At 54.6% G+C, this 19,436-nt stretch carries 19 protein-coding genes; 1 reads left to right on the top strand and 18 read right to left on the bottom strand.

Annotated elements, in window-relative coordinates; all coding sequences use genetic code 11:
- Window positions 1–640: DNA-binding protein (locus ABNH10_RS14490; protein WP_349386590.1), on the bottom strand; the 640-nt coding region annotated here is incomplete at its 3' end.
- 204 nt (window positions 641–844) lie between these two features.
- On the opposite strand from ABNH10_RS14490, the gene ABNH10_RS14485 reads away from it, so the two are divergent.
- The gene (locus ABNH10_RS14485; RefSeq protein WP_349386589.1) at window positions 845–1,852 is read left to right on the top strand and encodes a tyrosine-type recombinase/integrase; all 1,008 of its coding nucleotides are present in this window, start codon (window positions 845–847) and stop codon (window positions 1,850–1,852) included.
- 95 nt (window positions 1,853–1,947) lie between these two features.
- On the opposite strand, the gene ABNH10_RS14480 is transcribed toward ABNH10_RS14485, so the two are convergent.
- The 17 genes from ABNH10_RS14480 to ABNH10_RS14405 form a co-directional block, all read right to left on the bottom strand.
- Window positions 1,948–2,550 (bottom strand): cytochrome c5 family protein, encoded by a 603-nt coding sequence (locus ABNH10_RS14480; RefSeq protein WP_349386588.1) that lies wholly within the window; start codon window positions 2,548–2,550, stop codon window positions 1,948–1,950.
- A gap of 12 nt (window positions 2,551–2,562) precedes the next feature.
- Window positions 2,563–3,825, bottom strand: coding sequence for a putative porin (locus ABNH10_RS14475; protein ID WP_349386587.1), 1,263 nt, complete (start codon window positions 3,823–3,825; stop codon window positions 2,563–2,565).
- Between the two features lie 276 nt (window positions 3,826–4,101).
- The gene (locus ABNH10_RS14470; RefSeq protein WP_015485749.1) at window positions 4,102–7,224 is read right to left on the bottom strand and encodes an efflux RND transporter permease subunit; all 3,123 of its coding nucleotides are present in this window, start codon (window positions 7,222–7,224) and stop codon (window positions 4,102–4,104) included.
- Complete coding sequence (locus ABNH10_RS14465) at window positions 7,217–8,842, bottom strand: efflux RND transporter periplasmic adaptor subunit (protein WP_015485748.1); 1,626 nt, start codon at window positions 8,840–8,842, stop codon at window positions 7,217–7,219. Before ABNH10_RS14465 ends, ABNH10_RS14470 begins: the two co-directional genes overlap by 8 nt.
- Window positions 8,843–8,853: 11 nt before the next feature.
- Window positions 8,854–10,185 (bottom strand): TolC family protein, encoded by a 1,332-nt coding sequence (locus ABNH10_RS14460; RefSeq protein WP_015485747.1) that lies wholly within the window; start codon window positions 10,183–10,185, stop codon window positions 8,854–8,856.
- Window positions 10,182–10,724, bottom strand: a complete 543-nt coding sequence (locus ABNH10_RS14455) for a DUF411 domain-containing protein (RefSeq protein ID WP_349386586.1) — start codon at window positions 10,722–10,724, stop codon at window positions 10,182–10,184. Before ABNH10_RS14455 ends, ABNH10_RS14460 begins: the two co-directional genes overlap by 4 nt.
- Before the next feature lie 606 nt (window positions 10,725–11,330).
- Window positions 11,331–11,690: a hypothetical protein gene (locus tag ABNH10_RS14450; RefSeq protein ID WP_015485744.1), complete on the bottom strand. Its 360-nt coding sequence runs from the start codon at window positions 11,688–11,690 to the stop codon at window positions 11,331–11,333.
- Window positions 11,691–11,707: 17 nt separating this feature from the next.
- Complete coding sequence (locus ABNH10_RS14445; protein WP_015485743.1) at window positions 11,708–12,031, bottom strand: P-II family nitrogen regulator; 324 nt, start codon at window positions 12,029–12,031, stop codon at window positions 11,708–11,710.
- Between the two features lie 61 nt (window positions 12,032–12,092).
- The gene (locus ABNH10_RS14440) at window positions 12,093–12,602 is read right to left on the bottom strand and encodes a YybH family protein (protein WP_230333634.1); all 510 of its coding nucleotides are present in this window, start codon (window positions 12,600–12,602) and stop codon (window positions 12,093–12,095) included.
- A 15-nt stretch (window positions 12,603–12,617) separates the two neighbouring features.
- On the bottom strand, window positions 12,618–13,259 hold the full coding sequence (locus tag ABNH10_RS14435; RefSeq protein WP_015485741.1) for a methyltransferase family protein: 642 nt from the start codon (window positions 13,257–13,259) through the stop codon (window positions 12,618–12,620).
- On the bottom strand, window positions 13,249–13,491 hold the full coding sequence (locus ABNH10_RS14430) for a DUF2933 domain-containing protein (protein WP_015485740.1): 243 nt from the start codon (window positions 13,489–13,491) through the stop codon (window positions 13,249–13,251). Before ABNH10_RS14430 ends, ABNH10_RS14435 begins: the two co-directional genes overlap by 11 nt.
- Complete coding sequence (locus ABNH10_RS14425) at window positions 13,488–15,140, bottom strand: copper-translocating P-type ATPase (RefSeq protein ID WP_502877142.1); 1,653 nt, start codon at window positions 15,138–15,140, stop codon at window positions 13,488–13,490. Before ABNH10_RS14425 ends, ABNH10_RS14430 begins: the two co-directional genes overlap by 4 nt.
- Window positions 15,141–15,149: 9 nt before the next feature.
- On the bottom strand, window positions 15,150–15,830 hold the full coding sequence (locus ABNH10_RS16305; RefSeq protein ID WP_502877141.1) for a YHS domain-containing protein: 681 nt from the start codon (window positions 15,828–15,830) through the stop codon (window positions 15,150–15,152).
- Between the two features lie 13 nt (window positions 15,831–15,843).
- The gene (locus ABNH10_RS14420) at window positions 15,844–16,422 is read right to left on the bottom strand and encodes a c-type cytochrome (protein WP_349386585.1); all 579 of its coding nucleotides are present in this window, start codon (window positions 16,420–16,422) and stop codon (window positions 15,844–15,846) included.
- An 18-nt stretch (window positions 16,423–16,440) separates the two neighbouring features.
- Window positions 16,441–16,719, bottom strand: a complete 279-nt coding sequence (locus ABNH10_RS14415; RefSeq protein WP_015485737.1) for a hypothetical protein — start codon at window positions 16,717–16,719, stop codon at window positions 16,441–16,443.
- Between the two features lie 50 nt (window positions 16,720–16,769).
- Entirely contained in the window at window positions 16,770–17,615 is an 846-nt protein-coding gene (locus ABNH10_RS14410; protein ID WP_230333633.1) for a copper resistance protein B, read from the bottom strand.
- The coding region (locus tag ABNH10_RS14405; RefSeq protein WP_502877140.1) for a copper resistance system multicopper oxidase at window positions 17,612–19,436 on the bottom strand (1,825 nt) is incomplete at its 5' end. The genes ABNH10_RS14410 and ABNH10_RS14405, both read right to left, overlap by 4 nt.

The following is a 19,436-nucleotide window of genomic DNA, read 5'->3' as shown; positions in this document are numbered from 1 at the left end:
GTTGCAGATCCTGAATCTGATCATTTAACCCCTGGTTAACTATACGGAACTGTTCGCGCTCCTGCTGGCGGTCTTCGGCAGTGCGCTGCTGGTAATGTTCGAAATGATCGCGAATATCCCGGTTTTCTTGCCTGAGTTCACTGGCACTCTCCTTCAAGTCGTTGGCTCGCGTAAGAGCTTCGTCCCGCTGAGACTCGGCCTTTGCCAGCCTGACGCGTGCGTCTTCCAGGGACTTGTCTTGCAGGCTTTTTTCCTCGGTAATTCGTGCTATCTGGTTCTCAAGGTCCCGTTGTCGGGCAGTAAGTTGCGCGATGGTGTTGTTGGCATAGGTCAACTCTGTGCGGAGTTCTTCCTTTAAAGTCTCGAATTCCTGGCGAGCTTGTTCGATACGGTGGTCGGCCATCTGCTGTACCCGCTCATGCAGGGACTTTACCACCTCGATGAGGTCGTTCGGCAGTCCACTGACATCGGCCGCCTCCCCATTGTCTGACCGCCAACGCTTGAGCAATGGCGCGATGGTGCTTTTGCTGCCGGTGCCCAGATGCTCGCGCACCCTATCCACCGTGGGTTCCTGGCCATGTGTTTTAATGACTTCAGCTGCTTTAGCGATATCGTGATAAGTGACTCCGGCACGGGCCATGGTGATTCCTCTCGGATTATTTAGTAACATATTACATAACACGTAATATAACATTATATATGTGTTTTTCAAGATCGCTTGAATTCAAGATAATAACCACCGATAATCTACCTTATCGCGGGTTAGTTGATCTTGACGTAAATTTTCGACTTGTAACGCCGGTACATAGCCGCCTTTTGAGCGACATCGAAGGAAATCCTATTCATGAACAACAAACCGCCAAAACCGGCTAGCAACTTGCCATTACGTAATGAGGAATCGACCCTGATTGAACGTCAGGAAGCCGAATCATTGCGGCACTACCTCCAGGCAGCGACGTCCGACAACACGCGTAAAGCCTACCGTTCGGCCATTCGGCAATTTGAAAAATGGGGTGGTCGCCTGCCTTCGGATCGGGATACCGTCGTGCGCTATCTACTGGCCAGAGGCGAAGCACTCAATCCCCGAACCCTGGATTTACACCTGACCGCCATTAGCCAATGGCACCATTACCAAGGGCTCATCGATCCGGTAAGTGATCCGGTGGTCCGCAAAACCATGGAAGGCGTCCGCCGTACCCATGGCCAACCCAAACGCAAAGCCAAGGCATTGCGCTTGGAGCACGTCGCCCAAATGGTGAATCATTTGCGGCAACTGCCAGACACCAAAAAGAAACTGAGGGATATTGCGCTGGTGTTGACCGGCTTTTTCGGTGCCTTTCGCCGTAGTGAATTGGTGGCCATTCAAATCGGTGATCTGGTGTGGGAACCAGAAGGACTTCTCATCCGGCTGTCTCGTTCCAAGACCGATCAACAAGCCGTGGGCTTAGTGCGAGCATTACCTTTCGGTGCGCCAGGCTGCTGTCCTGCTATGGCCATGAAGAACTGGATAGAATTGGCTGATATCAATGAAGGTCCGGTTTTTCGTCCCGTTAACCGTTGGGATAAGGTTCAACCCAAAGCACTGAATCCCGGTGGCATTAATCAATTACTCAAGACTCTGGGCAACGCCTGTCAGTTCGATTTCGTGCCGGACTTGAGCAGCCATAGCTTCCGGCGTGGTCTTTCCACATCGGCTGCAAGAGAGCGAGTCGATTTTGAACTGATTAAAAAGCAAGGAGGCTGGAAAAGCGATGCGACGGTTTGGGAATACATTGAGGAAGGACAGCAGTTCAACAACAATGCCGCGCTGGTTCTGATGGAAAAATTGGAGGCACTTGTTGGTAATGTCTGAAGAATATGGAGCGGCGAGCAAGGGAAAGGGCTGGAGAATATAACGTGGGGCAGAGTGCCCGGCTGGCACCGAGCACTCCGCCCACAGATAAAGCCCTATTTCTCGAAGGTGGTTCGCATATAACCAAGTACGGCTTTCAGGTCGGCGTCGGTCAGACTGACATTGCCGCCCCGCGGTGGCATGGCCATGGGCGAGCCTGGACTCTGAAATCCATTGATCATGTTGCTCAGTAACTCTGCATCATTTTTGCTCAATGGGCCTTTCGACTTGGTGAAGTCCGGAGTGCCAGGAAAGGCACCCTTGCCGTCGCCGCCATGGCATGCGATACAGGTGCTTTTGTAGACTGCCTCACCGGATAGACCGGAGTTGGCCAGATCCACCGATACAGACTTTACTGTTACCTTTTTGGCGGGTGTGTTCGATGCCTGCAGGAAAGCAAGAATATCTCGCGTATCCTGACCCCACAGACCGGCGCGGATACGCATGTGATTGACAGTGGTTTCCCAGTAATCATCTGACAACTCCTTCGGATCGCGCATGTTATGACAACGGGCGCAGTTATCGGCCCATTTCTGAGCCCCCTTTCCCGCATCGCCTTTTGCTTCGGCCAGAGCCGGTGTGAGGAAGGTTGCAGACAGTAACAAAGCCGTAATACTTACACCGAAAAGTTTGCTAGTAATAAATTTGCTGATTTTCATATCAATTCTCCCCTAAAAACCGTAAGCCAGTTGCACTCGCACAGTGTCTTCATCATCTGCGCCTGATGAGTCGTAGTCTTTCATCTCATAATTGAGTTTGGCGATAACATGGGGTGCAAAAAGGTAATTCAGCCCCAGTGTGCGCTGAGAGTAGTTTTCCCCAGAATGAGGCGTCTGTAATTCGCTGGTGCGAACGACGGTTTCGAGTGATGTCGAGGGGATTTTATAGGCTGCCTGCAGATACCAGGCTTTCCATTGACCTACCTCAACATCGTCAAACTCTGTGGGGCCTGCATAACCGTCAGGTAGGTCATCGCTATGAAATTCGACACCGGCACTACCTTCGCCAATCTCTGTTTTGAGGTATTCGCCTCGCAGCTCTAGGTTGTTCCAGCCATAGCGAAAATCGGCACCGATAACATCATAATCAAATTCGCCTGTGGATTCGATATCAAGCTCAGGCCCATCATGTCCACCCGCAAAAGCATCCGTCACTGTGGCTTTACCTTTAGCGGCGGAAATCCCTATTTCCAGACCAGAAAACGGCAATAGCCCAAGGCGACCACCAAATGACTTCTTCCCGTCAGGGTCACTGGTACGGCCTTCGGTTTCCACTTCCTCGATAGCCAGTTCGTATTCCCCTTCATCATCCTCTACACCGGCGGCCAGGGTGGGCCCATTACCAACATAAACAGCATAATTGGCGCGCATCTCACCGAGTGGAAACCCGCCGCGCAATTGCAGGCCGGTCTCGCTTAGAGGGGCAGCTCCGCCATGCCCGAAACCGGCAGGCGCCGAGACCGCCTTATTGATCCAGCTAGGGTGCAAATTCTGCCGGAATTGACCTATGGGGCTTAGAAATTTACCTGCGACAAGCGCAACATAGTCGTTCAGGAACAGGTTGACAGCGGCATATTCCAACGCCAGCTCAGTGCCCCCTTCGGCTGTGTTCGACAGCTCAAATTCTGTTTCGAACATTAGCCAGTCTTGGTAATTGTAGTGGATGATGGGGGCGGCCAATACCTTGTTAAAAGCGGCGTTGCCTGAATCCGGATCGGCGTACTCGACCGATCCATAACCTGCCATATGAAATGACGAATCTGTATTACGTTCCGCTGCCGTGTTTTCCAAGCGATCAACTTGATTTTGAAGATCGTCGACTTGCTGCCTGAGATTGTCGGTCTGATTGTCTGCGTAAACAGCGGCAGGAACTATTGCCGCTGTAACACTTAAAGTCAGAAGGCAGCATTTGAGTTTTGACTTCTTCATGTTCATGGTTTTCCCTTATCGTTGATTTGCCCAACTTCTACACCGGTAACTGTCAAGCTAGTTGTCGCCTAAGGTGTGTTTTATTAAGCTTCATTGTCTATTATGTGGGGTGATGATTACGGATGGATGACCCCAACATGACAGCCATGTAATGCTGGGGAATTTTGATTGATTCAGATCAACCAAATAGCATTAACCTATTTGTGCATTTGGTGCTTTATTGGTTTATACCACAGAGCTCCGGCAGGGGCAGACAAGTCTGCCCCATTTAGTTTGGCAATATTATGCTTTCAGCGAGCGGGTGCGCCATAGGTAATACACGACGGGTAATACCAACAACGTTAAAATCACAGCACTCACCATTCCGCCCACCATAGGCGCCGCAATCCGGCTAACAACTTCCGCACCTGTTCCGGAACTGAACATAATGGGCAACAATCCAGCGATAGTGGAGACCGTAGTCATCATTACGGGTCTTACACGAAGTCCCGCGCCCTGTGTCACGGCTTCGAGCAAATCTTCTTTTAATGGTTGCACTCCACGCTCACGACAGGTATCTATCAATTGGTGATATGCTTGGTTAAGATAAGTTAACATGATGATACCTATTTCCACCGTAACCCCCGCCAGTGCAATAAAACCAACCGCAACCGCGACAGAAAAATTATAGCCAAGCAGGTACATCAGCCAGATTGAACCAATTACCGCCAGTGGTAGTGTTCCCAGAATAATGGCTATTTCAGTGAAGTTACGAAAATTCATGTATAACAGAATGATAATGATGGCAAGCGTCAAAGGAACCACATAGGTCAGTTTCTCTTTGGCGCGCAGCATGTATTCGTACTGACCGGACCAGGCCACCGAGTAACCGGCCGGTAAATCCAACTGCTGCTCGACCGTTGCCATGGCCGCTTGTACATAGCTGCCCACGTCCACCCCATCGATATCTACAAAGGTCCAGCCATTCAGCCTGGCGTTCTCGCTCTTGATCGCTGGCGGGCCGTCCTCCACATAGACATTGGCCACATCGGCGAGCGCAATGCGTTGGCCGCTGGGCGTAACGATGGGCAGCAGCGCCAACTGTTCTGGCGAGTCTCGATAGTCCTGCGGGTAGCGCAGATTGATCGGATAACGCTCCAGCCCCTCAATGGTCTGCGCCACATTCATTCCCCCAATGGCCGTGGCTATTACCTGCTGCACATCAGCAATATTGAGGCCATAGCGCGCCGCCTGTGCACGCTGAATATCCACCTTGATGTAACGCCCACCGGCCACCCTTTCGGAATACACCGAGGCTGTGCCGGGTACATCCTTGAGGATCTGCTCTAGTCGCTGACCAATCTTCTGAATTTCTCGCAGATCCTCGCCCGCCACCTTGATGCCTACCGGCGTCTTGATACCGGTGGCCAGCATGTCGATGCGAGTCTTGATCGGCATCACCCAAGCGTTGGTTAGACCGGGGAATTTCACTAGCGCATCCAGCTCCTTCTTGAGCTTCTCCGTGGTCATGCCCTCGCGCCATTCCTCTTTGGGCTTGAGCTGAATAAAGGTCTCGACCATGGTTAGTGGCGCTGGATCCGTGGCTGTCTCGGCACGGCCGATTTTGCCGAAAACAGTCTTCACCTCGGGGACAGTCGCAATCAGCTTGTCGGTCTGTTGAAGCAATTCCCTGGCCTTACCAATAGATAGCCCCGGATAAGTGGTGGGCATGTACATGAGATCACCTTCATCCAGATCGGGGATGAATTCACTACCAATCTTGTTAACCGGCCAGATCCCAACGAGGAAAATCACAACCGCAATGGCAAGTGTGATTTTCGGAAAACGCAATACGGTTTTCAGCAGGGGCATGTACCCGGCAATCAGTAATCGATTAACGGGATTCTTGTTTTCCGCTACCACCTTGCCTCTGATGAAATATCCCATCAAAACCGGCACCACTGTGATAGCAAGCGCCGCACTGGCTGCCATGGCATAGGTTTTGGTAAAGGCCAACGGGCTGAACATCCGGCCCTCCTGGGCTTCCAGGGTGAATACTGGTACAAAGCTCACAGTGATAATAAGCAAACTGAAAAACAGCGCCGGACCGACTTCACTGGCTGACGCCGCCACGATTTTCCAACGGTTCTCTGGCGTCAAGGGCGTACGTTCCATATGCTTATGCATGTTTTCGATCATGACAATCGCGCCATCAATCATGGCGCCTATCGCAATCGCTATACCGCCTAATGACATGATATTGGCATTGAGACCTTGCCAATACATCACGGTAAAAGCCGTGAGTATACCTAGCGGCAGACTGAAGACCGCCACCAGTGAGGACCTGACATGAAACAGGAAAATGACACAGATCAACGCCACAATAGCGAGTTCTTCGGCCAGACTTTTCCACAAACTGTCAATGGCGCGAGATATCAGCCCTGAACGATCATAAACGGTTACGATCTCCACGCCCTCGGGCAAACCCGCCTTGAGTTTTTCCAGCTTGGCCTTGACCCCATCAATGGTTTTCTGGGCGTTCTCACCGAAACGCATCACCACAATACCGCCCACCACTTCACCTTCGCCGTTCAACTCGGCGATGCCACGGCGCATTTGCGGCCCCAACTCGATATCCGCCACATCCTTGAGCAACAGCGGCGTACCGTTAACATCCAACCCTAACGGAATGTTGGCCAGATCATCGATACCCTGGATGTAACCGCTGGCGCGCACCATGTATTCGGCTTCGGCCATTTCCACCACCGAGGCGCCCACTTCCTGATTACCGCGCTGGATCGCCATCTGAATATGGGACAGGGGAATACTGAAAGCACGCAGTTTTTCCGGGTTCACTTTCACTTGGTACTGCTTAACCATGCCGCCGAGCGCCGAGACTTCGGAAACACCCGGCACGGTTTGCAGCTCGTATTTCAGGAACCAGTCCTGCAGGCTGCGCAACTGACTGAGGTCATGCTTGCCGGTACGGTCCACCAGGGCGTAGAGATAGACCCAGCCAACTCCGGTAGCGTCCGGCCCCAGTTGCGGCCGAGCACTCGGAGGTAATGTGGGCGCGACCTGAGACAGATACTCCAGCACCCGGGAACGTGCCCAGTAGGCATCGGTATCCTCGTCGAAAATGACATACACAAAGGAATCGCCAAAAAAGGAATAACCGCGCACGGTAACCGCACCGGGTACCGACAACATGGCAGTAGTCAGTGGATACGTGACCTGGTCCTCCACCACCTGCGGCGCCTGCCCAGGAAAACTGGTCTTAATAATGACCTGTACATCGGACAGATCGGGAATGGCGTCCACCGGGGTGTTTTTCAGCGAATAGAGACCTATCCCCACCAGCATCAAAGTAGCCAGCAGCACGAAGAAACGGTTACCGACGGACCAACGGATTATCGATTCAATCATGATTGTGCTCCTTTTGATCGTGACCGCCGTGGTTCATGCCCTGGTGTTCGCTGTGCTCCGGCATCGACATATCACCGTGATCCATACCCTCGTGCTGACCGTGATCCATTCCTGCAGGCATGGCATCATTGCCTTGCTCATTGGGAATATGCACTTGGGTAATCTGGTATCCACCACTGTTGTTATTGGTGATCTGCACATGCAGGCGCATTCCCTGTTTGAGCGCATCCATGTCCACAGCCTCAGCGACGGTGAAATCCATGGTCATGGTGGGCCATTGCCAGTCCGGGATGGCCTCGTGCTCCAGGGTCACCATGCGGTGATCCGGCATCAGGCTGTCGATACGTGCGGCCACCCAGACTGAGCGGGAATCAGCGTCTGCCTTTACATCCATTGATTCGCCTTGCTGATCGCGCTTGGCCATGCGCTTGAAGTCCGACGTCTTGCTGGATTCCGAGTCGATCAGGAACTGAGCAGAGGTCACAATGCGTTCCCCTTCTTTGAGTCCCGACTGAATTTCCACCTGCCGCTCGCCCACGCGGCCGACCTCAACGGCCACCGATTTGAATTTGCCATCACCCAGCGCCAACACCACGCGCGCCTGGCTGCCGGTACGGATCAGCGCTTCCCGCGGGATTAACAGTGCTTCAGCCCCCGCCTGGGTCTCAATGACCATCTGCGCGAACATGCCCGGCTTGAGGAAGTCGTCCGGGTTGTCGAAATGCACCCGGATTTGCGCGGTACGTGTCTTGGCATTCAAAGACGGATAGACATAGTCCACCTGGCCCAACCAATCCCGACCGGGCAGGTAATCGAGCCGCATCCGCACCTGGTCGTCGGTCTTGACCAGGCTTGCCTGTCGTTCGAACACCTCACCGATCACCCAGATATGTTCTAGCTGGCCGATGCTCATCAGACTCAAGCCAGGCTTGACGAACATGCCCTCACGCACCGCGAGATTGTCCAGTACCCCGGACTGCGGCGCGGCAACGGTGATGGTCTGGCTGACCTTGCGGGTTTTACGCAGCCGGTCGATATCTGCCTGAGGTACTTGCAATGCCAATAACCGTTCCACGGCAGCGCCGATCAACACCGGATTGTCGCGTTTCAACGCCAACAACAATTCCTCCTGGGCGTTGACCAGGGTGGGTGAATAGAGGGTGTACAGGGGGTCGCCCTGTCTGACCGGATCCCCGGCGGCCTTGACATGGAGCTTCTCGATCCAGCCTTCCACGCGCGGGCTGATATGCACCAGCCGGTTCTCATCGTATTGCACGTAACCGACGGTTTTGACATCCAGATCCAGAGACCCTACCTCAACCGTGGCGGTGCGCACGCCGAGATTGTTGACGACCTCGGGCGATATCTTGACGGTGCCGGCTTCATCCTCTCCGGCGGATTTCTCGTACACAGGGATCAGATCCATGCCCATGGGCGATTTGCCAGGCTTGTCGCGCTTGTAGTTGGGATCCATGGGCGCCACCCAGTAAAGTGGCTTGCGTTCACCGCCGGTTGCTGTCATATCCCCCTCATCGGGGTTGCCGAGCAGCCAGACGCCGGATGCGCCGAGCAGCGCGCCGACGGCCGTGCCCAGCAAGGTTTTGGTGAATGTATTCATGTTGAACTCCTTTAAAACGGTTTCGCCGGCCGTGCATCGTCGAACGACGCCTCGGCGAGCAGGTAATTGATTTGGGCGATGGTCTTCTGCCGATCCACGGCAATGGCGAGCGCGTCGACCTTGGCATTCAATTCGGCAATGCGAGCACGCACGGCTTCGGCGAAGTCGCCGTCGTCGTTGTTGTAGGCGGTCAGCGAAGCTTCTGCCTGCTCAGCCATTTGCGGCAGCAGCTGATCGGCGTATAACGCCTGGCGTTCATCAAGACGCGCCAGTTGCACGCTCGCGGTTTCCAGTTCCGCCATCAGCCGACGACCAAGCAAGTGCTTTTCGGTTTTAATGGCCTCGGTTCGATTGACGGCGGCGCTGACTTCCTTGTCCTGCCGGTTACCGGTGAAAATGGGCAGGTCGAAGTTCACGCCAACGGAGAACAGATCGGCCCGGTCGCGCCCCAAGGGGTCGTTGTCGCGATAGCCGTATTGGGCGGTCAGGCCCCATTCGGGCTTGTATTTCTGTTTTGCCAGATCCACACCGGTTTGCGTGGCGTCGATACGCTGGTCCAGCGCTCGCAACGCGGGATGATGACGGATCCATTCGTAGCGCGTATGCTCGCTGGACTGCTTAATGGTCGGTACCGACAGTGGCCTGGAAAGAGACTGTGTCGGTAGTACCGGAGCCAGAGGGACAGTGGCAGGCGCACCGATCCATTCGGTCAGACGCTTTTGTGCGGCTTGCTGTTGCTGCCTGAGCATCGTCAGTCTGTCTTCGAGACGAGTCAGCTCCAACTGCGCACGGATCACGTCCTGCTGACGTGCCCTGCCCAGCGCCGAGGAGTAACCCGCTTTGGCGGCATCCACCAACTGCTCAAACAGTGCGCGATCCTGTTCGATCAGCCGGATACTCTCCTGAGCTTTGAAGGCCTCCAGCCACAACTGGCTGACCGTAGCGCCTACCTTGGCCCGACGATCCAGCCTTAGTAAGGGATGCTGCTCGGCTAGCTGCTGCTTTTGTCGGCGGGTGAGCGACAGACTGTCACCCCGGGGAAACATTTGGCTGATCCCCACCGACAACTGAGTCATGCCTTCCTGGTTCAAATCGAAAGTGTCCACGGGGAAATTGCCCGCCATCAGGCTCATTCGGGGGTCTGGCAAGGTCGCAGCGGCGGTCGCTTCGTCATTGAGGGCCTGCTGGGTGTACTGGCTGCCAGTGAGCCAGGGATCGGCATCGATAGCGAGGGCTACGGCCTCTTCCTGCGTCAGGGTATCGGGAAGGGGTTGCGCAAAGGCTATGACACTGCCCAGACCGAGCGGCAGGATAATAAAAAGTATCGTGACGAAGATTCTCATGGCTGCGCTTCCGGTTGTTGGAGTGGCTGATACTGCTGAGCCATGCTCCCGACACTGGCAAACACTTCAGTGCTGCCGTCTTTTTTCATCAGCAGAACCCGGTATGGCATGAACTTGTCACCCACCTCCATACCCGGACTGCCAACGGGCATGGCAGGCACTGTCAACCCCATCGCGTCGGCGGGTGGATTGGCCAGGAACTGATGAATGTAGCGAGCTGGGATATGCCCCTCAAAGACATAGCCCTGGGTCGACACAGCGGTGTGGCAGGAGCGCAGGTTGTTCGCGATTCGATAGCGATCCTTGATGGCGTCCAGATTAGCCGGGTGTTCGACACTGGCCGCAAAGCCCTCGGCCTCAAGGTGACCTATCCATTTTTTACAGCAGCCACAGGTCGGGCTTTTGTAGACGGTGAGCATTTCGGCATCAGCGGCGGATGGATCAGATATTTTGGGGTTTTTAGACCCATCATTACAGGCTACGAGTAAGGGCAGCATCAGCAGTCCCAACAGCGAGCTGATTAATTTAAATCGAAACATGAGTTACCTCCGAAGGTAATCGAATAGAGGGTTGAGAACTGGATAGCAGGGCTGCAGACAGGCATTAGCTACAAGCAGTTGCCAGTCGTGCGGGTGGTTCGCCTTGTATCACACAGTTCGTGAAATCGGTTTTTGCCTGTCAATCAGGCAATCGGAGGTCTAAGCAAAGGAAAATAGGGCGGTCGCGGGATGGCTGGCGCATGAAATAAGATTGAGCTGGAGCCAGCATGGATGTGGGAAGAGACATGAGCAACAGGCGGCATCATTGACAAACAACCGCTCATCATACAGTCGGCGTCGCCCTTATCACCGGCACAGCAGCCGTGTCGATCCTGGACTTCACCGGCGTCATGCTGCATGGCGGCGTGGTCTAGTTGGGCGTGGCCCGGATGCACGTGCTCACCTTGGGATAGGCTGGGCGGTGCCGGTTGACTGGAGGACATGGTGCAAACGTTGGGCGAAGCCGCGAATGCGCTCCTCGCAAGGAGCGTCACCAGCAGCAGCCATATTACCCATGCACCAGGTCGCACTAAGAAACCTCTCGCCAAGTTATTACATCAACGTTTACAGAATATTGCCTGTTTGTCGCGACTGTATTGATCCCTGTCATCGTTCGATCACTTGCTCTAGTTGACGCAGCAGAACTCGCGTCTGTATCAGGCTTTCGTCCATACTTTCCATATAATCCAGCTTGTATTTACTCATGCCTTCTTTCACGTGCGGATAATCCTTGGCCATCAGATTGCGCAATACCAGAATTTTGTGGTTCAGGGCGTTGATCTGTGTATCGAGCAATTTCAGCTTTTCCGTGTTACTTTGTGAGATGGCAAATTCCGACTGTGCGTGCGTGATGGCACGGTCGCGCTTTTTCAACTCCTCGACGGGGTCTTCCCCGCCATGCGCCATTACCTGCGCCTGAAACAGCAGCGCCCCCAGCAGCAAGGGCGCGATTATCAATCTTTTCATTATCCATGTTTCCTTTATTATGAGTTGTCGACTGGATCTGAATTCAAATCCAGGTTCGTTCGGCTGACCGGCTCTACAGCCACCAAGCCGCTATCGGCCGCGTGCGTGTTGATAAAAGACTCGATGGCTTTGGTCTGGGGCTTGGAAGCTTTCGATGTCATGTAGATCTCCAGCTTCAGGCCTGTGGAGAGCAGATCTTTGCGAAAATAATTGCGGTAGCTGCCAAAACCCCTAACAGGCATCAGGCTGAGTCCCCTGACAGAGAGCCTCAGTAACAGTTCCTCCATCTCTGGCCACAGGAGTTCGGGGAAAATGGCCACGATTTTCACGGTGTTTGTCATCAGGTTACCTCTTACTTAATTCACTGGTCCCGACTTCGACTTCCAGTTGGCCTACAAGCCATCAGCCATGCGACCAGTGGATGTGAACTATTTTCCAGCCATTGCCTGTGCGCGCCAGCACCAAGGTCTCCACGCTGATCAGGTCAATGTCCTTACCCTTGTATTGGCCCTGAAGACGGGTCTTGGCCACCGAATAGGCCATATCACCGGCCTCCCTGACCCTGTGCTCCAGCGGGGTGAACGACAGGGACTTCAAAAACGCCATGTCGCCGGGCATGTGGTGATGCGCGTATTCATCGGCCGACCGTTCGACGCCCTTGCCCTCGTAGATATGGACATCGTCGGCCAGCAGGCGGCGCGCCGTCTCGGCATTGCCATCACGCAAGGCTTGTTGAAAGGCGATGGCCGTGCGTGCGGCCTCGCCGTCAAGCCCCGACTGGATCGCCATCGCCTGGTTGCCGGCCGGATCCGCCTGCAGGGGCGACGACGCGGCCATCACAACCGCCAGCAACACCAGCAGACGTCTTTTCCAGCCTATGGCCCCGTGAAAATGAGTTAAAGTGGAAAGCATGATAAAAATTTCTCCTTAGTTTTGTTTTGAATGGGATCTGGGTAACCAGGCTGGCACCTCACGCTGATAGTGCCGGTACGCGTCACCAAATTCGGCCAATGCCTGTTGCTCTTCCCGCCGGGCGAGGCGCACATAAACCACCACCAGGATCGGAAACATGATCAGGGTGGGCAGGGTCGGCCACTGCAACAGGAATCCGAACATGATGATGATAAACGCCAGATACTGGGGATGACGACAACGCGCGTACCAGCCCGAGCTGGCCAGGGTTCCTGCTTGCTGCGCCTGGTGCAACACGTTCCATGCCGAGGCCAGCAGGAAGAAGCCGAGAATAATGAGCACATTGCTGGCAATATGCAGCGGATCGAAGTGTGGATTGCCTTCAAGCCCCAACAAGGTGTGTAACAGATGGCCATTGTCGTGGCTGAGAAAGTCGATGTCTGGGTAGCGCTCGGCCAGCCAACCGGAAAGAAAGTAAATGCTCAGCGGAAAGCCATACATCTCGGTAAACAGAGCCAACACGAAAGCGGAAAAAGCGCCCAGGCTACGCCAGTCGGTGGTTGTCTTCGGCTTGACAAAACTGAAGGCAAAGAATATGAAAATGGCCGAGTTGATAATTACCAGCGACCATAATCCATAGGCTGATTCAGTGTGCATGAGGGCCTCCCGATCCATGCTTGTCCTTTTCTTTTGATGCCGTGCCGTGATCACCATGGCCGTGATGCATGAACAGGTGCATGAAAGGACAGGCGAGCAGGATCACATAGGGCAAAAACGCTAGCAGGTGGTCGCGATGTTCGACCAGCAGAAAATAGCTCGCCGCCACAATCAATCCAAGTGCCGCCATGCCTCTGGCGCTTAGCCAGAAGCTTCTGCTGGGTTTGTTCATGCGTCACCTCCCGTTGTCCTGTTGCGACGCAGCCGCAGCGCGTTACCGACCACCGATACCGAGCTCAGACTCATGGCCAGCGCGGCGATCAGCGGCGACAGCAGCCAACCGGTCAGTGGATACAAAACGCCGGCGGCGATGGGCACGCCCATGGCGTTATAAAGAAAAGCGAACATCAGGTTCTGGCGCATGTTGGCTACCGTATCGACCGATATTTGCCTGGCAATGGCGATGCCGCGCAGGTCACCTTTCACCAGGGTCAACTGCGCCGTACTCATGGCGACATCGGTGCCCGTACCCATGGCGATACCCACATCGGCACGGGCCAGAGCAGGCGCGTCATTGATGCCATCGCCGGCCATCGCTACATTGTGACCCTCAGCTTGCAGACGAGCTACCAGTTCATCCTTATCCTTGGGGCGTACCTCACCGTAAACCTCGTCGATGCCCAGTTCACGGCCGACGGCTCTCGCCGTGGTCAGGCCATCGCCCGTGGCCATCACCAGGCGCAAGCCGCTAGCTCTGAGCTCGCTGATGGCTTGTGGCGTGGAGGTTTTGACGGGATCGGCAACCGCGAGCAGGCCAGCCAACAGGCCGTCAACGGCCAGATAGATCACGCTGGCGCCTTTGCTGCGCAGTGTTTCCGCTTCATTGGCGACGGTGCGCCATTCGACCTTCTGCTCCTCCATTAAGGCGGTATTGCCCAGAGCGACAAAATGGTTATCCACCTTGCCACGCACGCCGATCCCGGAAGCTGACTCAAAATCAATCGCAGGGCTCAACTTCAGTTCCCGCTTGCGTGCTTCGGCTACAATCGCCTGCGCCAATGGGTGCTCACTGCCCTGATCCAGGCTGGCAGCGAGGCGTAAAATTTCATTGGGCGCAAGGCTGCCCGCTGAGATCATCGCATGGAAGGCGGGACGCCCCTCGGTCAGGGTGCCAGTCTTGTCGACGATCAGGATATCCACCTGGCACAAATGTTCGATGGCGGCCGCATCCCTGAACAGCACACCCCGAATAGCGGCATTGCCAGTGGCCACCATGACCGACATGGGCGTCGCCAGACCCAGCGCGCAAGGACAGGCGATGATCAGCACCGCCACCGCGTTAATCAACCCGAATGCCCAGCTCGGTTCGGGTCCAAACAGGCCCCAAAGCATGAAGGTGGCGAGCGCAATACCCATCACCACCAGCACGAAATACCCCGCGACCACGTCAGCCATGCGTTGCATGGGGGCGCGGGAACGCTGCGCATTGGCGACTAGTTGCACGATCTGGGCGAGCACGGTGGCCGAGCCAACCTTTTCGGCCCGCATGATCAGTGCGCCGCTCGTATTGAGTGAGGCGCCGATTAGCACATCACCGGGTCGCTTGCTCACCGGCATGGGTTCGCCGGTGAGCATGGATTCATCGATGGCACTTTCACCTTCCAGCACCTGACCGTCCACCGGTACCTTCTCGCCGGGCCGAACGCGCAAGCGATCACCGGGATGCACATGTGTCAGAGGAATATCTTCCTCAGTGCCATCGTCGCGGAAGCGCCGTGCAGTCTTCGGCGCCAGACCCAGCAGCGCGCGAATGGCGGCACCGGTCTCCGAGCGTGCTTTCAGTTCTAGCACCTGACCGAGCAAGGTCAGTGAGATGATCACAGCCGCCGCCTAGAAATACACCGCCACTTGGCCATCGAGACGGAACGATGCTGGGAAAATGCCGGGAGCAAGTGTCGCGATGACGCTGTAAAGATAAGCGGCACCGGTACCGGTACCGATCAAAGTCCACATATTGGGGGAGAGCTGCTTCAGGGACTGAAACCAGCGTTTGAAGAAGGGCCGGCCAGACCAGATCACCACCGGGGTAGCCAGCGCCAGCTCCACCCAGGGGCGCGCCGTTCCCAGAAAATGGTCAAACGTCCCACCTGACATGGCAATCATTGTCACCACGAGGGTCAGGGGTAAGGTGTGCCAGAAACGACGTCTGAAATCTGCGAGTTCCGGATTTTCCCCTGTATCAGCACTGGGCATCACTGGTTCCAGAGCCATGCCACATTTCGGACAGGTGCCCGGGCTGAGTTGCCTTACTTCCGAGTGCATAGGGCAACTGTATTCGGTGTTGGTGTCACCCTCTAGGGGTAGGGGTTCGGAGCTTGTCAGATAGCGTTGTGGGTTATTCATGAATTTGCTGCGGCAAGGCGCGCTGCAAAAAGAGTACAGCCTGCCTTGAAACTCGGCCTTGTGGAAGGAGGTCTTCTTGACCGACATGCCGCACACTGGGTCGGTCAATTCTGTGCTGTGGGGCTCGGCGCTCAGACGGACTGGGTGGCTGTGATGGGCATGTGACATAGTGACACCAACCTTAATGGTGTTCTGCGTCATCCGCACCGCGTGCGGTCAGGACCTGGTATTGCTGAGGCGACAGCTCGGGCAGGCGTTGCAGAAACGCCACCATGTTCCAGATACGTTCATCGTCATGTCCCGGTGCCCAAGCCGGCATGCCCGAGGCTTTAATGCCATGTTTAATAATCCAGAATTGTCGCTGAATGGCTGCGTCGTTACTATCGGTTTCAACGCCATGCTCGTGTCCATGTTCATCACTGCTCATGGTTAGATTAGGTGGCGCAGGATACAGTCCCAGAGTGAAATCACTATCTGTTTTGCCAGGCTTCAAATGACAACCTGAACACATGTCATTATAATCGGCGCCACCGGCCAGCAACCGTTCGGAAGTGTTTAGGTCTTGAGGAATTACAATATCACTGGCGGCCCTAGCTACGGATCGCTCACGTAAGGTTTCGAGTAACCAATAGGTCAGCTGATTGTGGGGAACATCGGCACCCATTGGATAGAAGCCCGAATAGAGAAAAAGCCCACCACCCGCAAGCGCAATAACAGCGGTAACGACAAGGCACTTAATGTAGGTAGTGAGCGTCGGCATGAAAATTCCTTGTATTGATTAGTGTTGGTGTTCAGATTTTTGTTGTTCGCTTTGAGTCTCATCTGGTGCAACGTTACTAGTAGACATGTCGTGATTCATCTCACTCATGCATTGCTTCATCATCGCCTGCATCATTGGGTCACTCATATCCATCTTGCTGTGGTCCATATTTTTCATGGCTGCGCAATCCGGTTTTTCAGCATCTTTCATATGCTCTTTGGGGTCATGGGCCTGTACAGAAAAAGCGATGGCCAGAGTCGTAAGCGCAATAAGCGAAGAGAAGTGTTTGCCTTTCATAGAAATGTACCTGTTACTTTCAATAAATGGTGATACCGAGGTATCGTTGGTTAAAACCAGAACCGCAATCCAGCTACGAATTGGGTGTCTGAGGTATCACGACCAGCCGAACGTCGGTAATCGGCTGTGTCGCCATAGGTGTCGGTCCACTCGACACCGATGTACGGCGCAAATTGCCGATTGAATTCATAACGCAGGCGCAAGCCAAGTGCTAAATCAGAGAGCCCCGAGCCCAGCCCGTTATCGAGGTCATCCTTGCCGTATAGGTTGAGTTCTGCACGGGGCTGCAGAATAAGTTTTTGTGTCAGCAGCAACTCATACTCCGCTTGAGCGGTGAACGCGGTTCGTCCATCCTCGCCAACATAGGCAGCAACATCGAGCTCGAACCAGTAGGGCGCTAGACCTTGCACACCCATTGCCAGCCATCGGCGATCTTTACCATCTCTATAATTGTCGAGTCGAATGCCAAGTTGGGTGTCGAAATACGCGTTGAGCGCATGGCCCCACAACAGATCGGTGGAACTTTCCTCAAGTGTGCCGTTGCTAATATCGCCTTCGGCTTTAATGACAAAGCGGTTGAAGGTGGTGCCATACCAAGCCTGTGCATCGTAAACCGTGCTGTCGTTGTCTTTCTGATATTCTAGGCGATCCGCCAGAACGGACCAGAAAGCGTGCTCATCCGCTAGTTTTAATTGTCTTGGACCTGGCTGTGCATAAGGCCCCTCGGTTAGCGTGTAACCGTCTGAATAGGCGTGAGGATCGCGGCCATCTACCGTTGTGGCACTTGCCTCCATTTGCATAGCGCTGTGATCCATCTGCGCCAAGGCTGTAGATGCCTGAAATGCGCTGACAGCTAAAACTAGGTTGGTTAAGGGTTTCATTAAAATCCGTTTCATGACACCACCACCTCGCGGAACATGCCCGCGTCCATATGAAACAGCAAATGGCAATGCCAGGCCCAGCGGCCCAGATCGTGAGGTGTTGTCAAAAAACTGATGCGTTGTGCAGGCTGCACGGGAATTGTATGGCGCCGAACCCGCAATTCGCCCTGATCTGTTTCCAGTTCGCTCCACATGCCGTGCAAGTGCATGGGGTGCGTCATCATGGTGTCGTTTTGTAAAATGATTCTCACGCGTTCGTTATGACGTAAGGAGACTGGAGTGCTTTTGCCGAATTCAAGCCCGTCGAAAGACCAGCTATAGCGTTCCATATTGCCGGTGAGGTGTAGTTCCAGCTCTCTCGCTGGCGGGCGGCGGTCATCCAGTACACCATCGATGGATTTCAGGTCGGCCAGCGTCAGCACGCGGTGTCCCTGTGGGCGCAGTCCACGCTGGCTTAAGTTTCGCAGGCCAATACCGGGGTCGTCGAGATTGGTACTTGGCGTATCCACCCGTTGGTCAACCGAAGCCCCGTATTCGGTTCGGGCGTGGCGTATGGTAGATGAAGGTTTGGCAAGCGGGTTGTCAGAACCCTGCTGCATGCCGTGCATACTGTGGTCCATGGCCATACCGCCGGACATTTGGGAATGATCCATCTTGGTTTGGCCCATGGAGTCCATTTTCATCATGTCGTGGCCCATGGCGCCACCACCCATTGCTCCCATCATATCCTTCATGGTTAACCACTCGGGCGAATCGGGTTCTGGCACAGGCGCTGTTAAACCTTGCCGCACACTCAGGGTGCCGCGAGCGTAACCGCTGCGTTCCATGCTCTGGGCGAAGATCGTATAAGCGTCGTCCTGAGGCTCGACCATGATATCGTAGGTTTCGCCGGGGCCAAATCGGAATTCATCCACAGTGACCGGCTCGACATCCTGGCCATCTGCTTGGATTACCGTTAACTTCAAACCAGGAATGCGAACATCATAAAAGCTGTTGCTGGCGGCATTGATAAACCGCAGCCGTACGCGATCACCGCGCTGGAACAAGCCGTTCCAGTTGCCTGCCGGGGTGGTACCGTTCATCAGGAAGGTAAAGGTGGCTGCCGATAAATCGGCTAAATCGGTCGGACTCATCCGCATCTGATTCCACATCTGGCGTTTTTCCAGCGCCGCCTGTAATCCCATCTTTGAGACATCGTCAGTGAAATCGAAAAAGGTGGACCGATTGAAGTTATAGACATCGCTTTGAACTTTCAGTTTGCTGAGGGCGCGCATCGGGTCTTCATCGGTCCAGTCAGAAAGCTCCACCACATAATCCTGGTCAGCACGATGTTTTTCTTCACGTGGTTCAATGATCAAGGCGCCGTACATCCCCGTCATTTCCTGAAAGGCAGAGTGGCTATGGTACCAATAGGTGCCGCTCTGTTGTAACTTGAAACGGTAAACAAAGGTTTCTCCCGGCGCGATGCCTTTGAAACTGATGCCCGGTACACCATCCATTTGATAGGGCAGCAGTATTCCGTGCCAATGAATAGAAGTGTCGACAGGTAAACGATTAGTGACGCGAATGGTGACGTCATCGCCTTCACGCAATCGTAGCGTTGGTGCCGGGATGGAACCGTTGATGGTGGTGGCCATGCGCGTGACGCCAGTGAAATTGACGGGAGTTTCGGCGATCACTAGATCGATTTCTCGGCCGCTGAGTACTGGTGCTGAGCCCAGCGCGGTCGCACCTTTTACAGCCGCCTGCAACCAGGCCGGTGTGGCGGCCAGCACGCCACCGGCTGCAAGGCCCTGTACGAAGCGACGGCGTGTCGCACTATACGTTTTCATAAAT

Source organism: Alcanivorax sp., assembly GCF_040119285.1.
Taxonomy (GTDB): domain Bacteria; phylum Pseudomonadota; class Gammaproteobacteria; order Pseudomonadales; family Alcanivoracaceae; genus Alcanivorax.
This window is presented reverse-complemented; position numbering and strand designations above follow the sequence as displayed.

Bases quoted from the DNA above. Each gene is read 5' to 3' on its own strand.
- ABNH10_RS14485 (WP_349386589.1), top strand. From the start codon at position 845: ATGAACAACAAACCGCCAAAACCGGCTAGCAACTTGCCATTACGTAAT.
- ABNH10_RS14480 (WP_349386588.1), bottom strand. From the start codon at position 2,550: ATGAAAATCAGCAAATTTATTACTAGCAAACTTTTCGGTGTAAGTATT.
- ABNH10_RS14475 (WP_349386587.1), bottom strand. From the start codon at position 3,825: ATGAACATGAAGAAGTCAAAACTCAAATGCTGCCTTCTGACTTTAAGT.
- ABNH10_RS14470 (WP_015485749.1), bottom strand. From the start codon at position 7,224: ATGATTGAATCGATAATCCGTTGGTCCGTCGGTAACCGTTTCTTCGTG.
- ABNH10_RS14465 (WP_015485748.1), bottom strand. From the start codon at position 8,842: ATGAATACATTCACCAAAACCTTGCTGGGCACGGCCGTCGGCGCGCTG.
- ABNH10_RS14460 (WP_015485747.1), bottom strand. From the start codon at position 10,185: ATGAGAATCTTCGTCACGATACTTTTTATTATCCTGCCGCTCGGTCTG.
- ABNH10_RS14455 (WP_349386586.1), bottom strand. From the start codon at position 10,724: ATGTTTCGATTTAAATTAATCAGCTCGCTGTTGGGACTGCTGATGCTG.
- ABNH10_RS14450 (WP_015485744.1), bottom strand. From the start codon at position 11,690: ATGAAAAGATTGATAATCGCGCCCTTGCTGCTGGGGGCGCTGCTGTTT.
- ABNH10_RS14445 (WP_015485743.1), bottom strand. From the start codon at position 12,031: ATGACAAACACCGTGAAAATCGTGGCCATTTTCCCCGAACTCCTGTGG.
- ABNH10_RS14440 (WP_230333634.1), bottom strand. From the start codon at position 12,602: ATGCTTTCCACTTTAACTCATTTTCACGGGGCCATAGGCTGGAAAAGA.
- ABNH10_RS14435 (WP_015485741.1), bottom strand. From the start codon at position 13,259: ATGCACACTGAATCAGCCTATGGATTATGGTCGCTGGTAATTATCAAC.
- ABNH10_RS14430 (WP_015485740.1), bottom strand. From the start codon at position 13,491: ATGAACAAACCCAGCAGAAGCTTCTGGCTAAGCGCCAGAGGCATGGCG.
- ABNH10_RS16305 (WP_502877141.1), bottom strand. From the start codon at position 15,830: ATGTCACATGCCCATCACAGCCACCCAGTCCGTCTGAGCGCCGAGCCC.
- ABNH10_RS14420 (WP_349386585.1), bottom strand. From the start codon at position 16,422: ATGCCGACGCTCACTACCTACATTAAGTGCCTTGTCGTTACCGCTGTT.
- ABNH10_RS14415 (WP_015485737.1), bottom strand. From the start codon at position 16,719: ATGAAAGGCAAACACTTCTCTTCGCTTATTGCGCTTACGACTCTGGCC.
- ABNH10_RS14410 (WP_230333633.1), bottom strand. From the start codon at position 17,615: ATGAAACGGATTTTAATGAAACCCTTAACCAACCTAGTTTTAGCTGTC.